This is a genomic window from Xanthobacter oligotrophicus (genome assembly GCF_008364685.1).
GTDB lineage: Bacteria > Pseudomonadota > Alphaproteobacteria > Rhizobiales > Xanthobacteraceae > Xanthobacter > Xanthobacter oligotrophicus.
The window spans coordinates 121,825-145,379 of the sequence record NZ_VTTL01000010.1; the positions used below are offsets into that span (position 1 = coordinate 121,825).

Here is a 23,555-nt window from a genome sequence, read left to right on the forward strand (position 1 = left end):
CGGGGTCGTGGCGTGAGCGCAACGGTCCTCCGGAAAAGGCAGGCTGGAGGGGCGGTTCGGTTTGCACCGCAGGTAAAAGCCTGTACAAGCGGCAACGCAGGGTGAGAATCCGTCATTGCCCTTCAAAGGCTTTCGGCGGTTTCGAGAACAACGAAATTTCAAGGTTGCGCACCATATGACTGCTTCGCTCCGGGTCTTGAGAAATCTGGCTGCCGCCTTTGGGCTCGCCGCGTGCGTCGCGGGAGTTTCGGTGGCCGGTTCCCTCGTCGTGGCAAGTCCTGCCGCTGCGCAGTCGAGCTCCATCGTCGTCGAGGGCAACCGTCGCGTCGATGCTGAGACTATCCGTTCCTATTTCGGTCCCGGTCCGTACACGGGCGCCAAGATCGACGAAGCTTGGAAGGCGCTCTACGCGACCGGCCTGTTCTCTGACGTGCAGGTGTCCCAGTCTGGCGGTCGCATCATCGTGCGGGTGTCCGAGAACGAGGTGATCAACCGCGTCGTCTTCGAGGGCAACCGCAAGATCAAGGACGAGGTCCTTGAGGGCGAGATTCAGTCCAAGGCCCGCGGCGCCCTCTCCAAGGCCACGGTCCAGGCCGACACCCAACGCATCATCGAGGTCTATCGCCGCTCCGGCCGCTCCGGCGTGCGCGTCAATCCGGTGACCATCGACCGCGGCAACGGCCGCGTGGATCTCGTGTTCGAGGTCACCGAGGGCGACAAGACCGGCATCAAGGACATCAAGTTCGTCGGCAACAAGGCTTTCTCGGACTGGAAGCTGAAGGACGTGATCTCCACGACCGCCACCAACTGGCTGTCGTTCCTCAAGTCCACCGACGTGTATGATCCGGACCGGGTGAACTCGGACCAGGAATTGCTGCGCCGCTTCTACCTGAAGAACGGTTATGCCGACTTCCGCATCATTGGCGCGTCTGCCGAGATGGATCCGGCCGGCGGCGGCTACACCATCACCTTCACCCTGGACGAGGGCGAGCAGTATCGCTTCGGCAAGGTGGATGTGGTCTCCAACATCCGCGATGTCTCCGGTGAGTCCCTGCGCCGCTCGGTGCGCGCCACCGAAGGGCAGGTCTACAACGCGGAGCTGGTCGAGAAGTCGGTCGAGAACCTGACCATCGAGGTGTCGAAGAGCGGCTACGCCTTCGCCCAGGTGCGTCCCCGTGGCGATCGCGACTTCGAGGCCAAGCGCATCAATATCGTGTTCGTGGTCGAGGAAGGCCCGCGGGTCTACATCGAGCGCATCGAGGTGCGCGGCAACACCCGCACCCGCGACTATGTGGTGCGCCGCGAGTTCGATATCGGCGAGGGCGATGCCTACAATCGCGTGCTTGTCGACCGCGCCGAGCGCCGCCTGCGCAACCTCGGCTACTTCAAGACCGTCAAGATCACCACCGAGCCCGGCTCCGCGCCCGATCGCGTGATCCTGGTGGTGGACGTGGAAGACCAGCCCACGGGTGAGTTCGCCATCTCCGGCGGCTACTCCACCGCGGACGGCGTCATCGCCGAGGTCTCGCTGGGCGAGAAGAACTTCCTCGGTCGTGGCCAGTACGTGAAGGTGTCCGGCTCCATGGGTCAGAACGCCCAGGGTGCGGAATTCTCCTTCACCGAGCCCTACTTCCTCGGCTATCGGCTGGCTGCCGGCTTCGACCTGTACTGGAAAGAGACCAGCACCACGAGCTACACGCCGTATGGCACCACCACCATCGGAGGCGGCCTGCGCTTCGGCCTGCCCATCACCGACGAGATCACGTTGGCGCTGCGCTACAATCTCTACCAGCGTGAGATCAATCTCTGCGACAGCTACGTCCAGGGCACGCCTTGGTATGATACCTGCGCGGTGGGTGTGTCGTGGGCCATCCGCGATGCGGCGGCTCAGGGTGCCACCATCACCTCGGCGCTGGGTTACACCCTGTCCTTCAACGGGCTGGACAACAACCTGAACCCGACCCAGGGCCTCTATGCGGAGCTCAAGCAGGACTTCGCCGGTATCGGCGGTGACGTGAACTTCATCCGCACCACCGGCGATATCCGTCACTACACGCCTCTGTGGGGTGACTCGGTGCTCATCCTGCGCACCCAGGCCGGCTATGTGACCTCTTGGGGCGGCGACCAGCTGGATGTGCTCGACAACTTCTACATGGGTCCGAACCTGGTGCGTGGTTTCGCTCCGTCCGGTATCGGTCCGCGTGATGCTGCCCCGTGCGCTGCTACGAACCTGAGTTCACCCATCGGTTACAACTGCTACAATAATTCGTTGAACGCCCTCGGCGGTACCACGTACTGGGGTGTATCGGCTGAAGTCCAGTTCCCCTTCGCCTTCCTGCCCAAGGATATCGGCATGAAGGGCGCGATCTTCGCGGATGCCGGCTCCCTGTTCGACTACGGTGGACCTAATACCTTCCCGAGTGTGTATAATTGGAATGGTAACAACGTCTACGGTAACGCGAATTACGTGACTTGCCCTGCGGGTTCGAAGAACACGGCTGGCAACGTCTGCGTGGTCCAGAACGACGACACGGTCCGTTCCTCCATCGGCGCGAGCTTGATCTGGCAGTCGCCCTTCGGCCCGTTGCGCTTCGACTATGCGTGGGTGCTGTCGCAGGCGAGCTACGACCGGACCCAGGCGTTCCGCTTCTCCGGCGGCACGCGCTTCTGATCCCGATCCTGCAAGGCGGGCGCTGGAGGGTGGTGGCTTTGGCCCCGCCCTCCAGCGCCCGCCGCGTTCTTAGCGCCCGGGCGTATCCTTCCCATGAGCCATGACGTCTTCTTCCCGCTTCCGGCGCCCCTCACCCTCGCGGAGGTGGCGACCCTCAGCGGGGCGCAGCTGGCTGTCGCCGATGAGGCGCAGGCCGCCGAACTGGGCGCGCGCATCATCACCGGCGTCGGCACCCTGGAAACGGCGGGACCGGACGAGCTTGCCTTCTGCGATACCGTCCAGTTCGCCGAGAAGCTCGGTACGGTGCGGGCCGGGGCGGTCATTACCTCCGAGCGGTTCGCCGCAAAGGCGCCGCCTGGCCTGACGCTACTCATTGCGGCGCGGCCCGCGGCAGCCTTTCTCGCCGTCACCCGAACCTTGTTCCCCGCAGCGCTCAAACCGCTGTCCATCTTCGGCCAGGATGGCGTCGCTCCGGGCGCGCAGGTGCATCCCAAGGCGCGGCTGGAGGACGGCGTGACGGTGGATCCCGGCGCCGTGATCGGACCCGGCGCTGAAATCGGCGCGGGAACCGTCGTATGCGCGGGCGCCATCATCGGGCCGAATGTCCGCATTGGCCGCAATTGCGCCATCGGGCCCTGTGCCAGCATCATCCATGCGTTTCTCGGCAACGGCGTGATCATCCATGGCGGCGCGCGCATCGGCTCGGACGGCTTCGGCTATCAGCCGAGCCCCAAGGGCCATGTGAAGGTGCCGCAGATCGGCCGGGTGGTGATCCAGGACGACGTGGAAATCGGCGCTAACACCACCATCGACCGCGGCGCCCTGACCGATACGGTGATCGGCGAGGGCACCAAGATCGACAATCTGGTGCAGATCGCCCACAACGTGGTGACCGGCCGGCATTGCATCATCGTGTCCCAGACCGGTATTTCCGGGTCCACCACGCTCGGGGATTTCGTGATGCTGGGCGGCCAGGTGGGCGTGGTGGGCCATGCCACCATCGGCACGGGAGCGCAGATTGCCGCCTCCAGCAACGTGAAGGGCGATGTGCCGCCCGGCGTGCGCTGGGGCGGTTCGCCGGCCAAGCCCGTGCGCGAATGGTTCCGCGAGGTGACGACCCTCAAGCGTCTTGCCGCGGCCAGCGCCCGGCGGGACGCCAATGACGGGGAAGGGGAAGGATCGGGGGAATGAACGATACGACGCACGCCGCCGAAGGTGCGGCGCCGAAGGTGCTCGCCAGCGCCGACATCCTCAAGGTGCTCACCTGCCTGCCCCACCGCTATCCGTTCCTCATGGTGGACCGGGTGGAGCAGATCGACGGCGACCTCTCCTGCGTCGGCATCAAGAATGTGACGGCCAACGAGCCGCACTTCCAGGGCCATTTCCCCGGCAACCCGGTAATGCCGGGGGTGCTCATCATCGAGGGCATGGCGCAGACCGCGGGCGTCGTCTGTGTGCTCGGCAAGGACAAGGAGAAGCCCTCTCTGGTCTATTTCATGACCATCGACGAGGCGAAGTTCCGCCGTCCGGTCGTTCCGGGTGACGTGCTTGAATATCACATGACGCGCATCTCCCGCCGCCGCAACATGTGGTGGTATCGGGGGGAGGCCAAGGTGCGCGGCGAAATCGTCGCGCAGGCCAAGGTGGGCGCCATGATCATGGAGAACAGCTAGTGGCGAAGATCGACCCCACCGCTCGGGTGGAGAACCCGGCGGGGCTCGCGGATGATGTGGAGATCGGCCCTTACGCAGTTCTCGGTCCGGATGTGGTGCTCAAGGAGGGGGTCAAGCTCCTCGCCCACGTGAACATCCAGGGCGCCACCACCATCGGCGCGCGCACCACGGTCTTTCCTTTTGCCTCCCTCGGCACCGCGCCCCAGTCGGTGCATTACAAGGGCGAGCGCACCGAACTTTTCATCGGCTCGGACTGCATCATCCGCGAGCACGCCACCGCCAGCATCGGCACGGCGGGTGGCGGCGGCGTCACCCACATCGGCAACGGCGTCATGATGATGACCGGCTCCCATGTGGGCCACGACTGCACCGTGGGCGACAGCGTCATCTTCGCCAACAACGCGGTTCTGGGCGGCCATGTGAGCGTCGGCGAGTTCACCTTCCTGGGCGGGCAGTGCGCGGTGCACCAGTTCACCCGCATCGGGGCCCAGTGCATGATTTCCGGCCTCACCGGCGTGCGCGAGGATGTGATCCCCTTCGGCAACGTGCTGGGCCAGGCGGGCAAGCTGGTGGGCCTGAATGTCATCGGCATGAAGCGGCGCGGCTTTTCGAAGTCCGACCTGCATGCGGCGCGGGCGGTCTATCGCGATCTCTTCTTCGGCGAGGGCACGTTCGAGGCCCGGCTCGAAACCGTGCGCGAACAGGCGGAGACTTCGGCCTTCGCCGCCGCCGTGGTGAGCTTCATCGATGCCGACCGCAAGCGGCCGATCTGCCAGCCTTCGCGAGGCGTCATCAAGGAGGAGTGAGGCGTGAGCCTTCCAGGGCAGAACGGGCAGGGTCCGGCGCCCGGCCCGGGCACCCCGAAGGCGGCGGGCAATGGGCCCGTGGGCATCGTCGCTGGCGGCGGCGCCTTTCCTGCGGCGGTTGCCGAGGCGGTCATCGCGCAGGGCCGCGGGGTATTGCTTCTTCTCATCCGCGGTTTTGCCGATCCGGCGCTGGAGCGCTATCCCCACCAGTGGTTCCGCCTGGGTTCGCTGGGTTCCGTCACCGCCATGGCCAAGGCGCGGGGCGTTCGCGACGTGGTGATGGTGGGTGCGCTCACCCGCCCGCGCGTGTCGGACCTTGGCTTCGACTGGACCATGCTGCGCTTGTTGCCGCGTATCGCCCGGCTGTTTCGCGGCGGCGACAACCACCTGTTGTCGGGTGTGCTGGGGCTGGTGGCGGAGCAGGGCTTCAATCTGGTCGGCGCGCACGAGGTGGCCCCCGGCCTGCTGCTGCCGCAGGGCGTGCTCGGCGCGCGGGCGCCCTCGGCGCAGGACCGCCAGGACATGGCCCGCGGGCTCGATGTCATCCGCACCCTCGGGCCGTTCGACGTGGGGCAGGGGGTGATCGTGGTGGACGGCCTGGTCGCGGCCGTGGAGGCAGCGGAAGGCACCGACCAGATGCTTGCGCGCTATGGCGAGATGCGCCGCACCGGCCGCCTGCGGTTTCACGCCGGACGCGGGGTGCTGGTGAAGGCGCCCAAGCCCGGGCAGGATCGGCGGGTGGACCTGCCGTCTCTCGGGCCCGCCACCGTGGCGCGTGCCGCCGAGGTGGGGCTTGGCGGCATCGCCTTCGAGGCGGGCGGCGCCATCGTGCCCGATGTGCAGGCGCTGGTGACGGGGGCCGATGCCGCCGGCCTGTTCATTTTCGGCATGGACCGGAGCGGCGTGGTGAGCAGCCAACCATGAGGGAAGACGGGGAGAAGGCGCTCCGCGTTTTCGTGGTCGCGGGCGAGGAATCCGGCGACCAGCTCGGCGGGGCGCTGATGGAGAACCTCCAGGGCGCGGCGCCGGGCATCGCCTTTCGCGGCGTGGGTGGCAGGCGCATGGAAGCGGCCGGGCTCGCGAGCCTTTTCCCCATGGAGGATATCACCGCCATCGGCATCGCCGCCGTGCTCGGTAAGCTGCCCGCCATCCTGCGGCGACTGCGGGAGACGGTGGCCGCGGTGCTTGCCGATCCGCCCGATGTGCTGGTGCTGGTGGATGCGCCGGATTTCACCCATCGCGTCGCCGCGCGGGTGCGGGCGGCCAATCCCAACATCCCCATCGTGAAATATGTCTCGCCCACGGTATGGATCTGGCGGCCGGGACGGGCGGCGGCCATGCGTCCGCACGTGGATGCACTGCTGGCGCTGCTGCCGTTCGAGCCGGAGGTGCATCGCCGCCTCGGCGGGCCGCCCACCTTCTATGTGGGCCACCCTTTGCTGGAGCGGCTGGCCGAGTTGCGCCCCTCGGAAGCGGAGGCCGAGCGCCGCCGCGAGCTGCCGCCCCTGGTCCTGGTGCTCCCGGGAAGCCGGCGGCGCGAGATCGTCCGGCTCGGGGCGGACTTCGGCGCCGCCCTGGCGCGGGTGGGCCGGAACCGGCCTATGGACCTCGTCCTTCCCACCTTGCCGCGCCTTGAACCGCTGGTGCGCCAGACCATCGCCTCCTGGCCGCTGAAGCCACGCATCGTCACCACGGAGGCGGAGAAATACGCGGCCTTCCGCAGCGCGCGTGCCGCGCTCGCCGCGTCGGGAACGGTCACGCTAGAGCTGGCGCTGGCCGGCATTCCCCATGTGGCGGCCTACCGCGTGGGGTGGCTCGAGGCCCAGATCGCCCGACGCATCTTGCAGGGCACCACGGTCATCCTCGCCAATCTGGTGGCGGGGGAAAATGTGGTGCCGGAATATCTGCAGGAATATCTGACCGTGCCGGTGCTGGCCGACGCGCTCGACAAGGTCATCGGCGACACGCCGGAGCGGGCGCGGCAGGACGCCACCTTCGCACGGTTCGACGCCATTTTTGGCATAACCGGGCCGAGCCCTAGTGCGCGGGCGGCCGAGGTGGTCCTGCGCCTCGCCCAAGGCGGGCGCCCCGGCTCGCTGCCACCCGCCTGATTCTGACGCGATCGTCCGGCAACACCGGCTCCGGCTTCGCGCACCCCAATGTCTTGCACACAAACGAAAAGCGCGGCCCCGGGGCCGCGCTTTCCTCATTTCAACCGACCTTGAGGGGCGGCCTTTTGATCACTTGCGCTTGGACATGGCGACGTAGTCGCGCAGGGCGGCGCCGGTGTAGAGCTGACGGGGGCGGCCAATGCGCTGGCCCGGATCCTCGATCATCTCCTTCCATTGGCCGATCCAGCCCACGGTGCGCGCCAGGGCGAACAGCACGGTGAACATGGTGGTGGGGAAGCCCATCGCCTTCAGGGTGATGCCCGAGTAGAAGTCGATGTTCGGATAGAGCTTCTTCTCGATGAAGTAGTCGTCGGAGAGCGCGATGCGCTCCAGTTCGACGGCCACGTCCAGAAGCGGATCGTCCTTGATACCGAGCTCGCCCAGCACTTCGTGGCAGGTCTGCTGCATGATCTTGGCGCGCGGGTCGTAATTCTTGTAGACCCGGTGGCCGAAGCCCATGAGGCGGAAGGGGTCGTTCTTGTCCTTCGACCGCTTGATGTATTCCGGGATGCGGTCCACATGGCCGATCTCGGTGAGCATCTTGAGGGCCGCCTCGTTGGCGCCGCCATGGGCGGGACCCCACAGGCAGGCGATGCCGGCGGCGATGCAGGCGAAGGGATTGGCACCGGAGGAGCCGGCGAGGCGCACCGTGGAGGTGGAGGCGTTCTGCTCGTGATCGGCGTGGAGGATAAAGATCTTATCCATCGCCTTCGCGAGGATGGGGTTGACCTTGTAATCCTCGCACGGAACGGCGAAGCACATATTCAGGAAGTTCGACGTATAGTCGAGTTCATTCTTGGGGTAAACGAACGGCTGGCCGATGGAATACTTGTAGGCCATGGCCGCCAGCGTCGGCATCTTCGCGATCATGCGGATCGATGCGATCAGGCGCTGGGTGGGGTCGGAAATGTCAGTGGAGTCGTGATAGAAGGCGGAGAGCGCGCCGACGGATGCCACCATGATCGCCATGGGGTGGGCATCGCGGCGGAAGCCCTGGAAGAAGCGCGTCATCTGCTCGTGAACCATCGTGTGACGGGTCACGGAGAGGTCGAACTCGGCCTTCTGGGCCGCGGTCGGCAGTTCGCCGTAGAGCAGGAGATAGCAGGTCTCGAGGAAGTCGCCGTTCTCGGCCAGCTGCTCGATGGGGTAGCCGCGATAGAGCAGCACGCCCTCGTCACCGTCGATATAGGTGATCTTGCTTTCACACGAAGCGGTGGAGGTAAAGCCGGGGTCGTAGGTGAACAGCCCGGTCTGGCCGTAGAGCTTCGAGATATCGACCACGTCGGGGCCGATGGTCCCTCCGTGGATCGGCAGGTCCCAGCTCTTCTCCCCCAAGCTCAGCTTGGCCGCTTTTGCCCCGGTATTGGTGGTGGCGTCCATGGATCCCTCATCCTTTGGGCGGACAAGAACCGGATCTCCACGCGGATCCGGAGGTGGCGATCCGGTTCCTCGAGTGGCAAGTCCGTCCCCGCTCTGGCCTCTTCGCGAATGCGAAGCTGCCGTGGTGCAGTCCTAAACCCTCCCCATTCCTGCCGCAAGCGTGACCATGCTTCATTGCCGGGCAGTCCGGCGAATCTCTGCAATGGCAAGGTCTTCCGGTGTGTTCACATTGAAGAAGGGGTCGTCCGGCTCACTGTCCCACCCCTCTGTTACGGCGTTCAGGGTGTCGAGGAGAAGCCCGACTTTCAGCCGTCCCGCCTCAAGGCTATGCCGCAGCGCGGTGCGAGCCGAGGCGGGCCAAAGGGCGATCACCGGATGGCGCTGCCCGAGCGACCCGGCGCAGACCACGCTCCCCGTCTGGGCCTGCCGCTTCTGAAGGCGCGCGGCAAGGTCGGCGGGCAGGAAGGGGGTGTCGGCCGGGACGGTGAGGAGGCTCGCCTGTGCATCCTCGGCCGCCAGCCGCTCCAGGCCCGCCAGAACGCCCGCCAGCGGGCCGGGATGGCCGGCGATGGTGTCGGGGACCAGTTCGCATCCGAGGCCAGCGTAGTCTTGCGCGTCGCTGTTGGCGTTGATCCAGAGTTCGCCGACCTGCGGCCGCAGCCGCGCGATCACGTGGGCAATCAGCGGCGTGCCGCCGAGCCGCACCAGCGGCTTTTCCGGCGCGCCGTGGGCGGGGGCGTCCATCCGCCGGCCGAGGCCGCCGGCGAGGATCAGGGCATGGGGCGGGGGAAAGAGGCTCATGCGCCTTCATACGGCGTAAGACGTTCGGACGGAATTGCCTCTGCTTTGCACGGCGCCATCGGCCTCGGGCGCCGGTCGCCGAATGCTTGCCCCTGAAACGAAAACGCCCGGCACGGTGCCGGGCGTTTGGATTGGCGAGTGGCCTCGCGCGATGCCAGCCTCAGTCCGCCACGGCGGGCGGGGGCGTCAGGCCGGGGCGGCGCGGGGCCAGCGAGAGCTTGGCGCCCACAGCGCGCCAGAAGGCGAGCTGGTTGAAGCGCGAGGGCTCGAAGGCGCCGATGAGGGCGGCGGCGACGAAGGGCAGGCTCTGCACCATCAGCGCGATGCCGTAGAGGTTGATCTCGCGGATATGGCGCCAGTCGTTCTTGGTCAGCGCAACGCCCGGCCAGTTGTTGATGACCAGCAGCGCGATGCCGGCGACCAGCAGCAGGCCGCCCAGCGTCGCCTCCGGCAGGGCCGGGAAGGACCGGGCCGCACCGGCGAGCCAGTTGTTGCCCTTGGCGGTGCGGGCGAAGGCGAGGTCCTTGTAGCGGAATCCGTCGAGCACCGCCTTGGCCACCGTGTACTGCACCGCGCTCGCCGCCACCGCCGCGCCCAGCATGCGCATGGGCGTGGTCTCCACCCGCAGCCGGTAGAGGCTGACGAAGTGCATCAGGTAGACGAGGAAGGTGATCAGGATCGGCAGCGTCAGCACGTGGGCCGGCACCGACACGCCGAACAGCAGCACGAAGGGCACGAAGGCCAGAGAGGCGATGGCCATCACCGCGCCTACCGATTCCGAGCCGAGCCAGGAAATCCAGCCGAGGACGAAATGGCGCTTCTGGGCCGTGGTCAGGCGCGAACGGTTGGGCAAAAACTTGCGCCAATGCTTCTTGATGATCTGGAAGCCGCCGTAGGCCCAGCGGTGACGCTGCTTCTTGAACGCCTCGAACGAGTCGGGCAGCAGGCCATAGCCGTAGCGCTTGCGGGTATAGTGGGTCTTCCAGCCGTTCTCGGCGATGGTCAGGCCGAGGTCGGTGTCCTCGCAGATGGTATCGGACGACCAGTTGCCGGCCTCCAGCATGGCCGCGCGGCGGATGAGGCACATAGTGCCGTGCACCACGATGGCGTCGTCCTCGTTGCGCTGGACCATGCCGATGTCGAAGAAGCCGGCATATTCCGCGTTCATGGCCTCGTGCAGCAGGCTGCGGTCGGCGTCGCGATGGTCCTGGGGCGCCTGGACGAGACCCACCGTGGGGTCGTCGAACACGGGCACCAGCTCCTTCAGCCAGTCGGGCGTCACCACATAGTCCGCGTCGATCACGCCGATGATCTCGGCGTCCGGGGCGGTGGCATCGAGCGCGATGCGCAGGGCGCCGGCCTTGAAGCCCGCCACCTTCTCCGCATTGATGAACTTGAAGCGCTCGCCCAGCGCCGCGCAATAGTCGCGCACGGGCTCCACCATCGCCGGGTCGGGCGTGTTGTTGATGATGATGATGGCCTCGAAATTGGGATATTCGAGCGCCGCCAGGGCATCGATGGTCTGCTTCAGCATCTCCGGCGGCTCGCGATAGGCGGGCACGTGGATGGAGACCTTGGGGAAGCGCGAGGGCACCGTAGGCACGACGGCCTTCTGCGCGTCGATCAGGCGGCGGGGGCCGCTGCCGAAGGCGATCGCCGCCATCTCCTCGATGCGGTAGAGCAGCACGAACACAAGGGGCACCAGCATCACCACGCTCAGTGCCAGGGTGACGTAGTCGCCGCCGGTCACATAGTGGTTGAGCCAATAATCCACCACCATCGCCAACCAGGCCGCGACGCCGTTGGCGGCGCCTGCGAGCACGAGGCCTTGCGACATGGTCAGCTCACGCATGCGCAGCAGCGGCAGGGTGAACAGCACGCCCAGCAGCAGCGCCAGGATGGTGGTCTGGTTGTAGGTGTGGTCGTAGATCGGGCCGCTGAGCGGGAACTTCAGGTCGCGGTCGGCATCGAACACGCCCCAGTACTGGCCGACCGAGCCTTCGTTCTGCTTCTTGGGCAGGTCGAACGCCTCGATGATGTTGTACTCGATGCCCAGTGCGTCGGCGCGGGCCACGAAATCGCGAATGATCATGGCCTGGGCCAGCGGATCGGGCACCGAGGCGCCGCGATTGTAGCCGTGGGAGGGCCAGCCGAACTCGCCGATCACGATGCGCTTGCCGGGATAGGCGGCGCGCAGGCGGTTGTAGGCGTTGATGGTGTAGTCGACCACCTTGTCCGCCGGCACGTCCTCCCAATAGGGCAGGATGTGGGCGAGGATGAAGTCCACCGAGGAGGCAACCTTCGGGTGGTCGAGCCAGGTGTTCCAGATTTCGCCGGAGGTCACCGGCACGTTCACCTGCCGCTTCACGCTGCGGATCAGCTCGGCAAGCTCGTCGTCGTTCATGTCGCCGCGCAGCAGGGTCTCGTTGCCGACGACCACGGCCTGCACGTTGCGGTTCTGGCGCGCCACCTCGATCACGCCCGCGATCTCGCGGTCGTTGCCGGCCTTGGCCTTGGCGATGATCTCGCCGGTGTCCTTGTCGCTCTGGCGGTTCAGCCACGCGCCGGCGGTCACCCGGATGCCCTGTTCGCCGGCGATGGGGGCGATCAGTTCCTTGCCGTTGGTGGAGGAATAGGTTCGCACGCCCCGCGTGTAGGGCGCCACCACCTGCATGTCGGAGCGAATCTGCGCCGCATTGGTGGGGGCCTCGCCCTCGGGGCTCATGTCCCGGCTGAAGGGCGCGAAGGACAGGCTCTGGAAGCGGTCCGTGATGTTCGGAGCGCTCACCTCGGGACGCAGGGAAAGCCACATTGCGGCGTGGATCGAGGTCACAACCGCAATGACCGCCGCCGCAGCAGCAAGACCGGGACGCATGGCGATGCCCACCCTAGAGGGGAAGTGGAACCGTGAACGCCGGCTGACGGCGAAGGGTTCCGGGAAATGGCTTCGGGGCACCCTTTCGACCTGCCCCCGCGGTCGGCAATGCAGCGTTAACGATAAATTTACGCTGCATTGCGTCGAGACACTAACATGCTCACCGTTGGAGATAAATCCCGATCGTGGCGCCGCTGGGACGCCGTTGCGTCAGCGCCATGATCGCCCGGTGGTCTTATTGTTGCGCCGGTGCGGGCGCCGCGGCGGCGGGCTGCGGGGCCGCAGCGATATAGTCCGGATTGACCCAGCACTGGTGCACCCGGCCGCCGAGCCGCTCCTGTGCCTTCGGATCGATGTTGCCCTGCCGCACCAGGCAGCGGAAGGCAAGCTTCAGGTGCTCGGTGGGGCAGCCGAACTGCTGGTACATCTCCAGATGGCGGCGGGCGGTGTCGATGTCGTCGCGCCACAGCAGTGCGGCGATCCGCCGCCCTGTCCAGACGCATTCCGGCAGGCCGGCGGTTCCCGGCAGCTTGGACGCCTCGGTGAACTCCTCCACCGAGCGGCGCTGGGCTTCGGCGGCGGCTTTCTGCTCCGGCGTCAGCTGTTCCGCGGCGGGCTTCTGGTCGGCCGGCTGATTCTGGGCGGCGGCCGGCGAAAGGCAGGCGAAGACGATGGCGGCCGCGAGGAGCGGAAGTCGAAAGCGTTGCATGAGGGCCATTTTCTCAGAAGGACGCGGAGAGAACCGCGGCGACACGTTAGGAGAAGGGAGTGAATTTGTCAGCATGACGGCGCCCGCCAGCGGACATGCCGCTGCGGTGCCCGCGGCTGCGGGAAGGCTTCACACCGCCGGTGCAAGGCTCTATGTGGCGGCGGGGTCCCTCGTCTCGTCTGGAGTTTCGATGCCTTCCTCCGTGCGGCTGCCCTTGGTGCTCGCGCTCGTGGTGGCCGGCCTCATCGCCGGCCTCTGGACCCTGCTCGGCCGACCCGTGGCCATGCCACCCTCGCCGCTGGCACAGGGCGAGAAGCTGCCGTGCGTGTCCTATGCCCCGTTCCGTGACGGCCAGTCGCCGTTCCAGAAGGGGCTGGTGATATCGGAAGCCCAGATCGACGAGGATTTCGCCCGCCTCGCCAAGATCTCGGCCTGCGTGCGCACCTATTCCATCGAGATGGGGCTCGACAAGGCGCCGGCCATCGCCCGCAAGCACGGCCTCACCATGCTGCTCGGCATCTGGCTGGGGCCGGACGTGGACCGCAACCGCGTCGAGCTCGACACCGGCATCCGCCTTGCCCAGGAAAACCCGGACGTGGTGAAGGCGGTGGTCGTGGGCAATGAGGTGCTGCTGCGCGGCGAGATGTCCGCCACGGAACTCGCCAGCACCATCGCCAGCGTGAAGCGGCAGGTGGCCCCGGTTCCGGTCACCTATGCCGACGTGTGGGAATTCTGGGAGCGCAACAAGGGCCTCACCGAGAACGTGGATTTCGTCACCATCCACATCCTGCCCTATTGGGAGGACCTGCCGGTCTCGGCCTCGGAGGCCGGCCCCCATGTGGACGAGATCCGCCAGCGCATGGCCGAGGCCTTCCCCGGCAAGGAAATCCTGATCGGCGAAACCGGATGGCCCAGCGCCGGCCGCATGCGCGAGGAGGCGCTGCCATCGCCCTCCAACCAGGCGCGGGTGATGCACGACGTGGTGGCGCTGGCCAAGCGCCAGGGCTACCGCGTCAACGTCATCGAGGCCTTCGACCAGCCGTGGAAGCGGCGCAGCGAGGGCACCGTGGGCGGCCACTGGGGCATTATCGACGCCGACGCGCGCATGCCGAAATTCGCCTGGGGACAACCGGTGGAGGATTATCCCGGCTGGCGCATGCACATCGGCGTGGGCCTGGTGGTGGTGGCGGGCGTGTTCGCCAGCGCCTTCGCCGGGGGCCGCAGGCGCGAGGATCAACTTCAGACGCGGGACTGGCTGGCGGTGGCGGGAATCGCCCTGTTCGGCGGCGCGACACTCGGCGCCGCCATTTCCGCCATGCCGCTGGAAAGCCTCGGCTTCTTCGGCTGGCTGCGGAACGGCCTGCTGTTCGCCGTGGCGGTGGCGAGCCTGATCGTGATGCCGGCAGTGATCGGGCAGGGCCAGGGGCTGGCGCCGTTCTCTGTGGCCCTTGATGCCCGTCGCTGGGCGGTGTCATCGGGCGCCGCCATCGCTGCCGCGCTGATGCTGGCCCTCGCCGCCGTGGCCGTGGGGTCGGTGGCGTTCGAGCTGGTGTTCGACCCGCGCTACAAGGATTTCCCGGTGTTTCCGCTCACCGCCATCGTGGCGGCGGTGGCCGCCCCCATGCTGGTGCGCCGCGCCGAGCGGGACGGGGCGGGCCTCGGCGAGGTCATCGCCACCTGGGGCCTCCTGGTGGCGGGCATCTACGTGCCGCTGAACGAGACGCTCTCCAACTGGCAGGCGGCCTGGTTCGGCGCGCTCTGCCTCATTCTTTCCTTCACGCTGTGGCGGGTCCAGGCCGTGCAAAGGAAAGGATGAGCATCATCGCCGCCAGCGCGCCAGCCACCTCGTTGTGGAACACCAGTGCGAAGGCGGAGAACACCATCCCCACCGAAAAGGTGGCGAGGCCCGGCGCGATCAGCTGGATCAGCGCCACCACCAGCGCCACCGTGCCGAACACGTTCCACAGCGACAGCGCCAGCACCGCCGCGCGGCCATAGCAGCCGGCGCTTTCCAGCCCCGCCTCGCAGGCGAGGGAGACGAGCGTCGGCTCCACCACCATGTAGCGCATGTACAGCGCCCACCCCACGGCACCCATGCCCAGGGGGATCAGCCAGTTGAGGGTGTGCGGGCCGGGGCGGAAGAGCGGGCGCTCGGAATAGGGGATGTTTGGCATTCAAGGTCTCTTCGCAGTCTCTTCAGCCACCGGAACGGAGCATGCTCCTTATGAAATGGCGCCGGACGGGTCCAGTGGCAAGCCGGGCGGCAAAGCCGGGATGGCCAAGGCGGGATGGCGCATGCGGCTGAGCCGGGGTAAGGGACAGCGCTTCGCCGAGGAGGGGTGAGAATGAGTGACCGGAGCCTGCTCGTTGTGGTTCTCGCGGCCGGAGAGGGCACCCGCATGGCCTCGCGGCTGCCGAAGGTGCTGCACAAGGTCGCCGGCCGAACCATGCTGCACCACGTGCTGGCCGCCACCCGCGCCGCCGGCGCCACCCGCACCGCGGTCGTGGTCGGTCCCGGCCGGGAAGATGTCGCCGCCGAGGTGCGCAAGATCGTGCCCGACGCGGAGGTCTTCGAGCAGACCGAGCGCCTCGGCACTGCCCATGCCGTCCTTGCCGCCCGCACGGCCCTCGAAAAGGGCGCCGACGATGTGCTGGTGCTCTATGCCGACACGCCCCTGGTGCGGCCGGAAACCCTCGGCCTGCTGCGGGAGCCGCTTGCGGCCGGCGCGGCGGTGGCGGCCCTGGGCTTCGAGCCCGCCGACCCCACCGGCTATGGCCGCCTCGTGACGGCCGGCGAAGAGCTTGTCGCCATCCGCGAGGAGAAGGACGCGAGCGCGGCGGAAAAGGCCATTCGTTTCTGCAATGCCGGCCTCATGGCGCTGGCCGGCACCCAGGCCCTCTCCATCCTGGAGCGCATCGGCAACGCCAATGCCAAGGGCGAATATTACCTCACCGACGCGGTGGAAATCGCCCGCGCGGATGGGCTTTCCGCCGTGGCCGCCCGCGCCGAGGCGGACGAGGTGGCCGGCGTCAATAGCCGGGTCCAGCTCGCCGAGGCGGAAGCCATCCTGCAACGCCGCCTGCGCCTTGCCGCCATGGCTGGCGGCGCCACGCTGGTGGCCCCGGAGACGGTGTTCCTGTGCGCCGACACCGTGCTGGGCCGCGACGTGATCGTGGAGCCCCACGTGGTGTTAGGCCCCGGGGTGAGTGTCGGCGACGACGTGGTCATCCACTCCTTCTGCCACCTGGAGGGGGCGCGGCTGGAATCGGGGGTCACCATCGGCCCCTATGCGCGGTTGCGGCCGGGCACCCAGCTCGATTCGGGGGTGCGCATCGGCAATTTCGTGGAGACCAAGGCCGCCCATATTGAAAGCGGGGCCAAGGTGAACCACCTGTCCTACGTGGGCGATGCCCACGTGGGGGCGGACGCCAACCTCGGCGCCGGGACCATCACTTGCAATTATGACGGTTTCGGTAAGTACCGCACCGAAATCGGGGCAGGGGCCTTTATCGGCGTGAATTCCGCGCTGGTCGCGCCCGTGACCATCGGCAAGGGCGCCTTCGTCGGCACCGGCGCCGTCATCACCTCGGATGTGCCGGACGATGCCCTCGCCATCGCCCGCAGCCGGCAGGTGGTGAAGGAAGGCTGGGCGCGGGAGTTCCGCGCCGCCCGCGCCAAGACCCCTGCCAAACCGAAGGGGTGAGCCTGCTCTTCGGACCTGTCCTGACAGGAAGCGAAAGCGGAAGTGATGCCGTCCGGACTTGAGCGAACGGGCGGGAACGGTCCATTCAGCTTTGGAGTGGACCTTGGGGCCTAAGCGGGCGCCGACCTTTGGCGACCGGAACGAGCGGAGTTTTTGTGCATGTGCGGCATCGTCGGCATTCTCGGGAAGGGCGCTGTCGCGGACAAGGTGGTGGAGGCGCTCCGCCGCCTCGAATATCGCGGCTATGATTCCACCGGCATCGCGACCCTCGAGAACGGCCACCTGGAAGTGTGCCGGGCCGAAGGCAAGCTGAGGCACCTGGAAACCAAGCTCGACAGGCACCCGCTGAACGGCCATTCAGGCATCGGCCACACCCGCTGGGCCACCCACGGCAAGCCCTCCGAGCGCAACGCCCATCCCCACGGCACCAAGCGCGTGGCGGTGGTGCACAACGGCATCATCGAGAATTTCCGCGAGCTGAAGCACGAGCTGGAGGCCCAGGGCGTCAGCTTCAAGAGCGACACCGACACCGAGATCGTCGCCCAGCTGGTGGACCGCGAGCTGCTCGCCGGCCGCGAGCCGGTGGCGGCGGTGGCCGCCGTGCTGCCGCGCCTGAAGGGCGCCTTCGCCCTCGCCTTCCTGTTCGACGGCAAGACTGACCTGTTGATCGGCGCGCGCCGCGGCTCGCCGCTGGCCATCGGCTACGGCAAGGGGGAGATGTTCCTCGGCTCGGACGCCATCGCGCTCGGCCCGTTCACGGACACCATCGCCTATCTGGAGGAGGGCGACTGGGCCGTCCTCACCCGCGAGGGCGTCCAGATCCGCGACGAGACCGGGCGGCTGGTGGAGCGCACCATCCAGAAGGTGCCCGCCGGCGCCATGCTGGTGGACAAGGGCAACCATCGCCACTTCATGGCGAAGGAAATCTACGAGCAGCCGGAGGTCATCTCCCACACCTTCGGCCATTATCTGGACCTCGCTGCCGAGACCGTGACCCTGCCGGAGCTGCCGTTCGATCCCAAGGCGGTGACGAACATCTCCATCACCGCCTGCGGCACGGCGCTCTATGCCGGTGCGGTGGCGGAATACTGGTTCGAGCGGTTCGGGCGGGTGCCGGTCTCCACCGACATCGCCTCCGAATTCCGCTACCGCGAGACGCCGCTGACGCCGGACGGCATCACCATCGTCATCTCCCAGTCGGGCGAGACGGCGGATACGCTGGCCTCCCTGCGCTACGCCAAGGAGTGCGGGCAGAAGGTGGTGGCCGTGGTGAATGTGCCCACCTCCACCATCGCCCGCGAGGCGGATGTGGTGCTGCCCATTCTTGCCGGCCCGGAGATCGGCGTCGCCTCCACCAAGGCCTTCACCTGCCAGCTGGCGACGCTGGCCTGCCTCGCCGTTGCGTTCGGGCGGGCCAAGGGCGTGCTGGGCGAGGATGACGAGCACAAGCTGGTGCGCGCCTTCATGGAGGTGCCGCGCCTGATGACCGAGGCGCTGAAGCTCTCGCCCGAGATCGAGGTGCTGGCGCGCACCCTCGCCAAGGCGCGGGACGTGCTCTATCTCGGCCGCGGCACCAATTACCCGCTGGCCCTTGAGGGCGCGCTGAAGCTCAAGGAAATTTCCTACATCCACGCCGAGGGCTATGCCGGCGGCGAGCTGAAGCACGGACCCATCGCCCTCATCGACGAGAAGATGCCCGTGGTGGTCATCGCCCCCCACGACCGCATCTTCGACAAGACCGTCTCCAACATGGAGGAAGTGGCGGCGCGTGGCGGCCGGATCATCCTCGTCACCGATCCCAGGGGCGCCGCGGCGGTGGACGTGGGCGCGGTGCAGAAGCTGATCCTGCCGGAGATGCCCTCCACCGTGTGCCCCATGGTCTATTCCATCCCGGTGCAGCTGATCGCCTATCACACGGCGGTCATCATGGGCACGGACGTGGACCAGCCGCGCAACCTCGCCAAGTCGGTGACGGTGGAATAGGGGGCGGCGAAAGGCTCAGTGGTTCGGGCGGCTCGCCACGAACACTGCGAGCAGGGTGAACATGACCCCCAGCACCGCCAGCACCGGCACCGGCATCCCGAAATACCATGAGCCGGTAAAGGTGCCGACGAAGCTCGCCAGGGCGAACAGCTTCACCACCGGCGGGATGGCGCCGGTGTCGCGCCAGCGCACCACGCCGGGCCCGAGATAGCGGTGGTTCAACAGCCACGCCTCGAAGCGTGGCGAGGAGCGCGTAAAGCACCACGCGGCGAGGATCAGGAACACCGTGCCCGGCAGCATAGGCACCACCATGCCGATGGCGCCGATGACCAAAAAGATGATGCCCGCCGCAAACAGCAGCTTTCGGTAGATGGCCGCGCGCGACCAGCGCCGCGCCGCCAATTGCTCGCTTGCCGAGTGATGCGGCAGGCCAGAGGGCGGCGGAGCACCGGAGGTGTCTGGATCAGGCATCATGGCCGGACCATGGTCCCTCATCCCGCCGAGAGCAAGCGCATGGCCCCATCGCGCTCGGCCAGATGCAGCAGGGTGTGGAGCGGGGCTGCTTCCAGTGCCGCTAGGTCCGGATCAGCCTTGACGCGCTGGGCCGCTGCGTCCCGCGCCGCCTCCACCTCGCCGGAATGGAATTCGAGCCGCGCGGTGCGGAAGCCCGGCATGCCGCTCTGCCGGGTGCCGAGCACGTCGCCTTCGCCGCGCAGGCGCAGGTCCTCCTCTGCGAGGCGGAAGCCGTCCTGGCTCTCGCGCAGGATGGCGAGGCGCGCCTTCGCCGTCTCCCCCAGCGGCGCGCGATAGAGCAGGAGGCAGACGGACGGCTTGTCGCCGCGCCCCACCCGCCCGCGCAACTGGTGGAGCTGGGCGAGGCCGAAGCGTTCCGCGTGCTCGATGACCATCACGGTGGCCTCGGGCACGTTCACCCCCACCTCGATGACGGTGGTGGCGACCAATAGCCGGGTCTCGCCAGAGGCGAAGCGGGCCATGGCCTCGTCCTTGGCGGCACCAGACATGCGGCCGTGCACCAGCCCCACCTTGTCGCCAAAGATGGATTTCAGCACCTCGAAGCGCTCGGTGGCGGCGGCAAGGTCCGAGGTGTCGGTCTCCTCCACCAGCGGGCAGATCCAGTAGGCCCGGGCGCCGGATGACAAGGCGCGGCCGGCCGCCGCCACCACCTCGTCCAGCCGGTCGAGGGGGATGGCGCGGGTATCGATGGCCTGCCGGCCCGGCGGCTTCTCGCGCAGCTCGCTGGAATCCATGTCGCCGAACAGGGTCAGGACCAGGGTGCGCGGGATGGGGGTGGCGGTCATCACCAGCATGTCCACCGCCTCCCCCTTGCGGGCCAGCGTCAGGCGCTGCTCCACGCCGAAGCGGTGCTGCTCGTCCACTACCACCAGGGCGAGGTCGCGGAAGATCACGTCGTCCTGGATAAGGGCATGGGTGCCGATGACGATGTCGGTGCGGCCATGCTGCAGCTCGGTGAGCACGGCGGTGCGCGCGCGCCCCTTCTCCCGCCCGGTGAGGACGCTGACGGACAGGCCCGCCGCCTCGGCCAAGGGCGCGATGGTCTCGTGATGCTGGCGGGCGAGGATTTCGGTGGGCGCCATGAGGGCGGTCTGGCGGCCGGCCTCGGCCACGGTGGCGGCGGCCATCAGCGCCACCACGGTCTTGCCGGAGCCCACGTCGCCCTGAAGCAGGCGCAGCATGCGGGTATCGGCGGCAAGATCCGCGCGGATGGCCGCCACTGCCTGCTCCTGCCCACCGGTGAGGCGGAAGGGCAGGGCGGAAAGAAGCTGGGCGCTGATGTGCCCGTCGCCCACGGTGGCGCGGCCGCCGGCCTTCTCCTCCTGCGCCCGCAGCAGGGCGAGGGTGATCTGGTGGGCGAACAATTCGTCGAAGGCCAGCCGCCGCCATGGGCCGCCGGCCGGGGTCGCCTCATGGGGATTGGCTGGCCGATGCACGCGGGCGAGGGCTTCCCGGAAGCCGGGCCAGCCGCGTTCGGCCAGGAGGTCCTGAGGGATCCATTCGGGAAGCTCGGGCACGCGCTGGAGCGCTGCCTCGATGGCGCGGCGCACATAGCCGGCGGCTAGGCCCTCCACCAGCGGATAGACCTGCTCCACCGCCGGCAGCTTGGCGAGGCCCGCCGCATCGAGCACCCGGTCGGGATGGGTCATCTGCCGCATGCCGTCATAGAGCGAGATGCGCCCGCACAGCCAGCGGGTCTGCCCCACGGGCAGCATGTGCTCCAGCCGCGCCGGGTCCATCTTGAAATGCACCACCACCATGTCGCCGGAGGCGTCGGACACATAGGTGCGGTGGGGCGCGCGGCTGCCGGGGGGCGGGGACTGGTGGGAGTCCACCCGCACCTCCAGCGTCACGTCGGTCTCGGGGAGAGCCTCGGCGATGGTGGGGCGAGCGCGCCGGTCCACGAAGCCGGACGGCATGTGGAACAAGAGGTCAATGACGCGCGGCATCTCCCGCCCGAGCAGCCGGCCATAGGGCCGCACCAGCTTGGGGCCGATGCCGGGCAGGCTGGTGAGCGGCGCGAACAGGGGGAGGAGGGCATCCGGGCGCATGGCGGCGGAAGGTGTCCTGTTCGCCTGCGCCGTGCAAGCCGCTCCTGCTCCGCTTCAACTGGAGGTCACAAGCGATCTCCTATATCTATCAACATTCAACCCTCAGCGATGAGTGTCCCGCATGAGCACCGGCGAGAGCGAAGGCGAACAGGCGGAACGCATGGCCTTCATCCTCGGCCTGCGGCAGCGGGGGATTCGCGACGTGGGCGTATTGCGCGCCATGGAGCTGGTGCCGCGCCCGCTGTTCGTCGATCCCGCGCTGCGCCGGCATGCCTATGACGACGTGGCCCTGCCCATCGCCTGCGGCCAGACCATGTCCCAGCCCAGCCTCGTCGCCGCCATGACCGAGGCCCTGTCGCTGACCGCCGACCATTCGGTGCTGGAGGTAGGGACGGGATCAGGCTACCATGCCGCCGTGCTTTCCCACCTCGCTGCGCGGGTGGTGACTGTGGATAGATACCGTTCTCTGGTGGCGGAAGCGCAGGCGCGGTTCGAGGTGCTGGGCCTGCGCAATGTCACCGCCTATGTGGGCGACGGCACGCTGGGCATGCCAGCGCGCGCGCCCTTCGACCGCATCCTGGTGACGGCGGCGGCGCCCGACATTCCCTTTGCTCTGATCGACCAGCTCAAGTTCGGCGGCGTCATCGTGATGCCGCTGGGGGCGCCGGAGGAGATCCAGACCCTGGTGCGCTACGTGAAGGAGCAGTCCGGGCGCACCCGCACCGAACTCATGAAGGTGCGGTTCGTGCCGCTGATTCCGGGCGCTGCGGCCACACTTTGATGCAAAGCGCCATGCCGGCGCCCAATTGGTCCCGTCTACGCTGCACTGCGATTGCCGCCCGGGGTCCGGTCAGCTATCGAACCTTTAGGTTTCGTTTCGGGGGATGAACGCAGTGGCGGTTGTCGTGTCGCGCCAAGTGTGGCGGGTTCTGGCGTGCGCGATGCTGCTCGGCGCCCTTTCGGGCTGCGGTGGCCGGCCGGCCGGCGTGCTCATCCCGGTGCCGGACGACGTGCCGGGTACCTCCCGCGTCAACATGGTGGTCGCCACCGTCCGCGAGCGCGCTGACGGGCCGGATATCTTCAATGGCGAGCGCTCGCGCAAGTCGAGCTTCGCGGAGGTCACCGTCTCCATCCCGCCGGCCGGCGCCCGCAAGCCGGGCGACGTGCAGTGGCCGAAGTCGGTCCCCGGCAACCCGGCCACCGACTTCGTCACCACCCAGCTCGACGAGCTGACCCAGGAACAGGCCATCAAGTGGTTCCACCAGCGCATCGGCCGTACGCCGAACCGGCAGGCGCTGGTGTTCGTCCATGGCTTCAACCAGCGCTTCGATGACGCGGTGTTCCGCTTCGCCCAGATCGTCCACGATTCCAACGCCCCGGTGACGCCGGTGCTGTTCACCTGGCCGTCGCGCGGCAGCCTGCTGGCCTATGGCTACGACCGGGAGAGCACCTCCGTCTCGCGCGACGCTCTTGAACGGCTCCTCACCTTCATGGCGAAGGACCCGAACGTGGGCGAGATTTCCATCCTCGCCCACTCCATGGGCAACGTGGTGACGCTGGAAGCGCTGCGGCAGATGGCCATCCGCAATGGCCGCATCCTGCCCAAGATCAAATATGTGATGCTCGCCGCGCCCGACGTGGACGTGGACGTGTTCGCCTCCTTCTTCAACGAGATCGGCCCGGACCGGCCCGCCTTCACCCTGTTCGTCTCCCAGGACGACAAGGCACTGGCGCTCTCCAAGCAGGTGTGGGGCGACGTGCCGCGCGTGGGCGCGGTCAATCCCGAGCTGGAGCCCTATCGCTCCGAGTTCGAGCGCAACAAGATCAACGTCATCGACCTCACCAAGCTGAAGACCGACGACGCGCTGGCCCACGGCAAGTTCGCCGCCAGCCCGCAGGTGGTGCAGGCCATCGGCGCCCGCCTGGCCGAGGGCCAGACCATGACGGATTCCCGCGTGGGCGTGGGTGAGCACATCATCCAGATGACCTCCGGCGCCGCCTCCACCGTGGGTACGGCCGCGGGCCTCGTCATCGCCGCGCCGGTGGCGGTGCTGGACGAGAATACCCGCGCCCATTACGGCCAGCACGTGAACAAGCTGGGCAGTTCGGTGACCGAAACCGCAACCAGCGGCGCCAACGTGGTGACGGCCCCGGCCGCCCACTGATCCTGTCCTGACCCTGCGGTGCGTGCGCGCCC

The 23,555-nt window shown here is 67.7% G+C and carries 18 protein-coding genes; 11 read left to right on the forward strand and 7 right to left on the reverse strand.

From position 1 onward, the window contains the following. Window positions 1-175 precede the first annotated feature (175 nt). The 6 genes from bamA to lpxB all read left to right on the forward strand — a co-directional run bounded on the left by bamA (window position 176) and on the right by lpxB (window position 7,261). Window positions 176-2,671 carry an outer membrane protein assembly factor BamA gene (bamA, locus tag FZ033_RS17290; RefSeq protein WP_149577333.1) on the forward strand — a complete coding sequence of 832 codons (2,496 nt, stop codon included), beginning with the start codon at window positions 176-178 and terminating at the stop codon, window positions 2,669-2,671. Between the two features lie 93 nt (window positions 2,672-2,764). After that, complete coding sequence (gene lpxD, locus FZ033_RS17295; RefSeq protein ID WP_149577334.1) at window positions 2,765-3,862, forward strand: UDP-3-O-(3-hydroxymyristoyl)glucosamine N-acyltransferase; 1,098 nt, start codon at window positions 2,765-2,767, stop codon at window positions 3,860-3,862. Continuing rightward, window positions 3,859-4,344 carry a 3-hydroxyacyl-ACP dehydratase FabZ gene (gene fabZ / locus FZ033_RS17300; RefSeq protein WP_149577335.1) on the forward strand — a complete coding sequence of 162 codons (486 nt, stop codon included), beginning with the start codon at window positions 3,859-3,861 and terminating at the stop codon, window positions 4,342-4,344. The genes lpxD and fabZ overlap by 4 nt, the downstream gene beginning before the upstream one ends. Beyond that, window positions 4,344-5,150 carry an acyl-ACP--UDP-N-acetylglucosamine O-acyltransferase gene (gene lpxA / locus FZ033_RS17305; protein WP_149577336.1) on the forward strand — a complete coding sequence of 269 codons (807 nt, stop codon included), beginning with the start codon at window positions 4,344-4,346 and terminating at the stop codon, window positions 5,148-5,150. Before fabZ ends, lpxA begins: the two co-directional genes overlap by 1 nt. A gap of 3 nt (window positions 5,151-5,153) precedes the next feature. Beyond that, the gene (locus FZ033_RS17310; protein ID WP_149577337.1) at window positions 5,154-6,074 is read left to right on the forward strand and encodes an LpxI family protein; all 921 of its coding nucleotides are present in this window, start codon (window positions 5,154-5,156) and stop codon (window positions 6,072-6,074) included. Continuing rightward, complete coding sequence (gene lpxB, locus FZ033_RS17315; protein ID WP_149577338.1) at window positions 6,071-7,261, forward strand: lipid-A-disaccharide synthase; 1,191 nt, start codon at window positions 6,071-6,073, stop codon at window positions 7,259-7,261. The genes FZ033_RS17310 and lpxB overlap by 4 nt, the downstream gene beginning before the upstream one ends. Window positions 7,262-7,390: 129 nt before the next feature. Here the strand turns inward: lpxB and gltA are convergent, their stop codons facing one another. The 4 genes from gltA to FZ033_RS17335 all read right to left on the reverse strand — a co-directional run bounded on the left by gltA (window position 7,391) and on the right by FZ033_RS17335 (window position 13,086). Beyond that, window positions 7,391-8,701, reverse strand: coding sequence for a citrate synthase (gene gltA / locus FZ033_RS17320; protein WP_012116395.1), 1,311 nt, complete (start codon window positions 8,699-8,701; stop codon window positions 7,391-7,393). Between the two features lie 171 nt (window positions 8,702-8,872). Continuing rightward, complete coding sequence (gene mobA, locus FZ033_RS17325; RefSeq protein WP_149577339.1) at window positions 8,873-9,502, reverse strand: molybdenum cofactor guanylyltransferase MobA; 630 nt, start codon at window positions 9,500-9,502, stop codon at window positions 8,873-8,875. A 160-nt stretch (window positions 9,503-9,662) separates the two neighbouring features. Continuing rightward, window positions 9,663-12,377, reverse strand: coding sequence for a glycosyltransferase (locus tag FZ033_RS17330; protein ID WP_188079554.1), 2,715 nt, complete (start codon window positions 12,375-12,377; stop codon window positions 9,663-9,665). A gap of 235 nt (window positions 12,378-12,612) precedes the next feature. Then, window positions 12,613-13,086, reverse strand: a complete 474-nt coding sequence (locus FZ033_RS17335; protein ID WP_331251184.1) for a hypothetical protein — start codon at window positions 13,084-13,086, stop codon at window positions 12,613-12,615. Window positions 13,087-13,276: 190 nt separating this feature from the next. Here FZ033_RS17335 and FZ033_RS17340 point away from each other — a divergent pair, with 190 nt between their 5' ends. Next, the gene (locus tag FZ033_RS17340; RefSeq protein ID WP_149577341.1) at window positions 13,277-14,902 is read left to right on the forward strand and encodes a glycoside hydrolase family 17 protein; all 1,626 of its coding nucleotides are present in this window, start codon (window positions 13,277-13,279) and stop codon (window positions 14,900-14,902) included. Here FZ033_RS17340 and FZ033_RS17345 read toward each other — a convergent pair. Beyond that, window positions 14,862-15,260, reverse strand: a complete 399-nt coding sequence (locus FZ033_RS17345; protein WP_149577342.1) for a hypothetical protein — start codon at window positions 15,258-15,260, stop codon at window positions 14,862-14,864. The genes FZ033_RS17340 and FZ033_RS17345 overlap by 41 nt on opposite strands. A gap of 171 nt (window positions 15,261-15,431) precedes the next feature. Between FZ033_RS17345 and glmU the strand changes: the two genes are divergently transcribed. Then, complete coding sequence (gene glmU, locus FZ033_RS17350; RefSeq protein ID WP_149577343.1) at window positions 15,432-16,790, forward strand: bifunctional UDP-N-acetylglucosamine diphosphorylase/glucosamine-1-phosphate N-acetyltransferase GlmU; 1,359 nt, start codon at window positions 15,432-15,434, stop codon at window positions 16,788-16,790. 159 nt (window positions 16,791-16,949) lie between these two features. Further along, on the forward strand, window positions 16,950-18,773 hold the full coding sequence (glmS, locus tag FZ033_RS17355) for a glutamine--fructose-6-phosphate transaminase (isomerizing) (RefSeq protein ID WP_149577344.1): 1,824 nt from the start codon (window positions 16,950-16,952) through the stop codon (window positions 18,771-18,773). 15 nt (window positions 18,774-18,788) lie between these two features. Here glmS and FZ033_RS17360 read toward each other — a convergent pair whose 3' ends face one another. After that, entirely contained in the window at window positions 18,789-19,247 is a 459-nt protein-coding gene (locus FZ033_RS17360; RefSeq protein WP_232847545.1) for a YbaN family protein, read from the reverse strand. 17 nt (window positions 19,248-19,264) lie between these two features. Beyond that, entirely contained in the window at window positions 19,265-21,358 is a 2,094-nt protein-coding gene (gene recG, locus FZ033_RS17365; protein WP_149577346.1) for an ATP-dependent DNA helicase RecG, read from the reverse strand. Window positions 21,359-21,479: 121 nt separating this feature from the next. Here recG and FZ033_RS17370 point away from each other — a divergent pair, with 121 nt between their 5' ends. Continuing rightward, window positions 21,480-22,139, forward strand: coding sequence for a protein-L-isoaspartate(D-aspartate) O-methyltransferase (locus tag FZ033_RS17370; protein WP_012116384.1), 660 nt, complete (start codon window positions 21,480-21,482; stop codon window positions 22,137-22,139). A 103-nt stretch (window positions 22,140-22,242) separates the two neighbouring features. Then, a complete protein-coding gene (locus FZ033_RS17375) occupies window positions 22,243-23,523 on the forward strand; it encodes an alpha/beta hydrolase (RefSeq protein ID WP_269152137.1) in 1,281 nt (426 codons plus the stop codon). The last annotated feature ends 32 nt before the right edge of the window (window positions 23,524-23,555 follow it).